Source organism: Microbacterium sp. K41 (genome assembly GCF_004794395.1).
Classification (GTDB): Bacteria; Actinomycetota; Actinomycetes; order Actinomycetales; family Microbacteriaceae; genus Microbacterium; species Microbacterium sufflavum.
In genome coordinates, this window is the sequence record NZ_SSDO01000387.1 from 1 (window position 1) to 3,424 (window position 3,424).

Genomic DNA, 3,424 nt, shown 5'->3' on the forward strand with positions numbered 1-3,424 from the left:
CGACGTAGGCGTCGCGGTCGATCACCCAGGCGAGCGCCTGCCGGAAGGCCGGGTCGTCGAACGGCTTCTGCTGCAGGTTCATGAACAGCGTGGCGGAGCCGGTGGTCGGGGAGGCGAGGAACTGGTTGTGCTCGGGGTCGGCCGAGAGGAACTGCTCCTCGATCTGCGGGATGAACGCCTGGGCCCAGTCGGCGTCGCCATTGGCGAGAGCCGTGGTGAGGGCGGTGTTGTCGCCGTAGGAGACGTAGTGCAGCTCGGGCACGGCGAGGTCGCCGGCCCAGTAGTCGTCGCGGGCGTCAAGCGTGACCGACTCGGTCGACCAGTTCGCCATCGCGTAGGGGCCGGTGCCGACGAGGTCGTCGCCCTTGACGGGGTCGGTGGCCGGGTCGTCGAACTTCTCCCAGATGTGCTTCGGCACGATCGGCACGTGGAGCACGCGCGCCTGGTTGACGTACTTGGAGTCGCCGAAGCTCAGCACGACCGTGTCGCCGTCGACCTCGGCTCCCTCGTACTTGAGGCCGGCGGTGTCGAGCGCGGGGATCGAGGCGGTCTCGAAGGAGAAGACGATGTCGTCGGCGGTGAACGGCTCGCCGTCGCTCCAGGTGACGCCCTCGCGGGGGACGACCGTGAGCTGCGTGTAGTCGTCGTTCCACTCGAGGCTCTCGGCGAGCCACGGCGTGGTACCGCGGTCTCCCGTCTGGTTCACCAGGGCCAGGGTCTCGAACACGACCTTGGCGTAGCCGTACTTCGACGCGGCGGAGTCGCCGACGAACGGGTTGTTCGACTCGGTGGTGATGGCGCCGTCCGGCTTGGCGATGGTGAGGGCGGCGCCGCCGGCTGCGGTGTCGTCCGACCCTCCGGACGAGCATCCGGCGAGGGCCGAGACCCCGAGTGCGGTGATCGCGGTGGCGGCGATCAGAGACGTTCTGAGCTTCATTGCTTCTCCTTGGGCACGGTCGTTGTGCGGCGGCGGTTTGCTTACTGTCGAGAAAGTAAGCTGAGGTGAGGTTACCGAGGAGTAAGTTGGTTGGCAAGCGGGGCCGGTTGAGGAGAGGACGACGCATGTCGGAGAGCGATCACGCCGTGCGGGTGCGCCCGGCGACGCGGGAGAAGCGCGAGCAGATCCTCAAGGCGGCCATCGAGATCTTCGGCAACAAGGGCTCGACCAACGGCACCCTCGCCGACGTCGCCGAGCAGGTCGGCATCACGCACGCCGGGGTGCTGCACCACTTCGGCTCGAAGCAGAAGCTGCTGCTCGAGGTGCTGGCCTACCGCGACCAGGACGACGTCGCCGGGCTCGCCCAGAAGCACATCCCCGACGGTCCCGAGCTGTTCCTGCACCTCGTGCGCACGGCCCTCACGAACGAGAAGCGCCCAGGCATCGTGCAGGCGTACACCGTGCTCTCGGCGGAATCGGTGACCGACGACCACCCCTCCCGCCCCTACTTCGAGGACCGCTACACGACCCTCCGCCGCGAGGTCGCCGCCGCCTTCGGCGAGCTCTGCGCGCAGGAGGGCGTGACCGAGCCCGACACGATCGCGGCGGCGTCGGCCGCGATCCTCGCCGTGATGGACGGCCTGCAGCTGCAGTGGCTGCTGCACCCGGACGCGGTCGACCTGGCCGACGCCAGCGCCTTCGCGATCCGCGCGATCGTGAACGGCGTGCTCCACCCCGGGCCGGAACTCGAGTCCTACGCCCGGCCCTGACCGCGGGCTAGGCTCGGCCCATGGCCATCGATCTCGAAGCGCTCTACATCGACCTCCACCAGCACCCCGAGCTCTCGTTCCAGGAGACGCGCACCGCGGGCATCGCCGCCCAGCACCTGCGTGACCTCGGGCTCGACGTGGAGGAGGGCGTCGGCGTGACCGGCGTCGTCGGCGTGCTGCGCAACGGCGACGGCCCCGTGGTGTGGGTGCGCGCCGACATGGACGCCCTGCCCGTGGAGGAGCAGACCGGCCGCGCGTACGCGAGCACCGCCAAGGGCGTCGACCCGTCCGGCACCACCGTGCCCGTCATGCACGCGTGCGGCCACGACATGCACGTGACCGCGATGATCGGCGCGGTCGAGAAGCTCGTGGCGGAGCGCGAGGACTGGTCGGGCACGCTCGTGGTGCTCATCCAGCCCGCGGAGGAATACGGTGCCGGCGCCAGGGCCATGCTCGACGACGGCCTGCTCGCCCGGTACCCGAAGCCCGACGTGGTGCTCGGCCAGCACGTGACCCCGCTCCCCGCGGGCGTGATCGGGGTGCGCAGCGGCACGCAGATGGCCGCGTCGGACGGCCTCACCGTCACCCTCCACGGCCGCGGCGGCCACGGCTCCCGGCCGCACGCCACGATCGACCCCGTCGTGATGGCGGCCGCCACGGTGATGCGCTTGCAGACCATCGTGTCGCGCGAGATCGACCCGCAGGGGGTGGCCGTGGTCACGGTCGGATCGATCCACGCCGGCCTCAAGAACAACATCATCCCGGCCGAGGCGAAGCTCGAGCTCAGCCTCCGCTACCCGAACGACGAGGTGCGCGAGAAGGTGCTCGCGAGCGTGGAGCGCATCGTGCGCGCCGAGGCCACCGCATCCGGCGCCGAGCGGGAGCCCGAGATCCGCACCGACCACACCCTGCCCGCCACGATCAACGACGAGGAGGCGACCGAGCGCGTCACGACGGCACTCCAGCGTGCGCTCGGCGAGACCGCCGTGATCGACCCCGGCATGTTCACCGGCAGCGAGGACGTCTCCTGGTTCGCGCGGGACGCGGGCGTGCCGCTCGTGTTCTGGTTCTGGGGTGGCGTGGATCCCGCACGGTTCGCCGAGGCCCTCGCCGCCGGCCGCCTGGAGCAGGACATCCCCACCAACCACTCGCCGTTCTTCGCCCCCGAGATCCACCCCACGATCGAGGTCGGGGTCACGGCGATGTCGGCCGCCGCGCGCGAGTTCCTGGGCGCGTAGCGGGGCGACACCCGAGCTGGGTGGCTCCGGAGCGGCGACGCGGATCAGTGGCCGCGGATCAGATCCCGCGCACCGTGACGCGCTCGCGGCCGAGCTGGCTGCTGCGGTTGTTGAGGCACCGCGTGCACAGCAGCTCCATGCGCCGCGGATGGCCGCCGCCGCAGACGCACTCGGTCGTCACCCGCCACGCGGCCGCCCTGCCGCACGACACCGGGGCGTCGCGACCGGCGTCGACGGCGGTGTGAGGGGTGTCGGACCCGGTGTGCGGACACTCGCAGCGCGGACCCTCGTCGAGGTCGGGCAGGAGCGCCGGGTCGGTGTGCGGACGGTCGTCCGTCGCGGGCGACGTGCGGGCGGGCGAGGCGGCGGAGGTCATCGCCGTCATGCTCCCACGATCCGCGGCACGGCGCGACGGGTGGCCCGGGTCACACGCCCACGATGCGCGGAGCCGGCGGGGGCGGCGGGGCGAGCTGCCGGCG

4 protein-coding genes are annotated in these 3,424 nt (G+C 71.5%); 2 read left to right on the top strand and 2 right to left on the bottom strand.

Annotation, left to right across the window (positions count from 1 at the left end; translation table 11 throughout):
- Positions 1-937, bottom strand: a 937-nt coding sequence (locus DW309_RS12125; RefSeq protein WP_240753202.1) for an ABC transporter substrate-binding protein, incomplete at its 3' end; no start/stop codon positions are given.
- 125 nt (positions 938-1,062) lie between these two features.
- Here DW309_RS12125 and DW309_RS12130 point away from each other — a divergent pair.
- Complete coding sequence (locus DW309_RS12130; protein WP_136045515.1) at positions 1,063-1,707, top strand: TetR/AcrR family transcriptional regulator; 645 nt, start codon at positions 1,063-1,065, stop codon at positions 1,705-1,707.
- Between the two features lie 20 nt (positions 1,708-1,727).
- Positions 1,728-2,945 carry an amidohydrolase gene (locus DW309_RS12135; RefSeq protein WP_136045516.1) on the top strand — a complete coding sequence of 406 codons (1,218 nt, stop codon included), beginning with the start codon at positions 1,728-1,730 and terminating at the stop codon, positions 2,943-2,945.
- A 58-nt stretch (positions 2,946-3,003) separates the two neighbouring features.
- Here the strand turns inward: DW309_RS12135 and DW309_RS12140 are convergent, their stop codons facing one another.
- The gene (locus DW309_RS12140; RefSeq protein WP_136045517.1) at positions 3,004-3,321 is read right to left on the bottom strand and encodes a hypothetical protein; all 318 of its coding nucleotides are present in this window, start codon (positions 3,319-3,321) and stop codon (positions 3,004-3,006) included.
- Between the last annotated feature and the right edge of the window lie 103 nt (positions 3,322-3,424).

Excerpts from the sequence above, each read along its gene's own strand:
- DW309_RS12135 (WP_136045516.1), top strand. The coding sequence starts at position 1,728 with ATGGCCATCGATCTCGAAGCGCTCTACATCGACCTCCACCAGCACCCC.
- DW309_RS12140 (WP_136045517.1), bottom strand. The coding sequence starts at position 3,321 with ATGACCTCCGCCGCCTCGCCCGCCCGCACGTCGCCCGCGACGGACGAC.
- DW309_RS12130 (WP_136045515.1), top strand. The coding sequence starts at position 1,063 with ATGTCGGAGAGCGATCACGCCGTGCGGGTGCGCCCGGCGACGCGGGAG.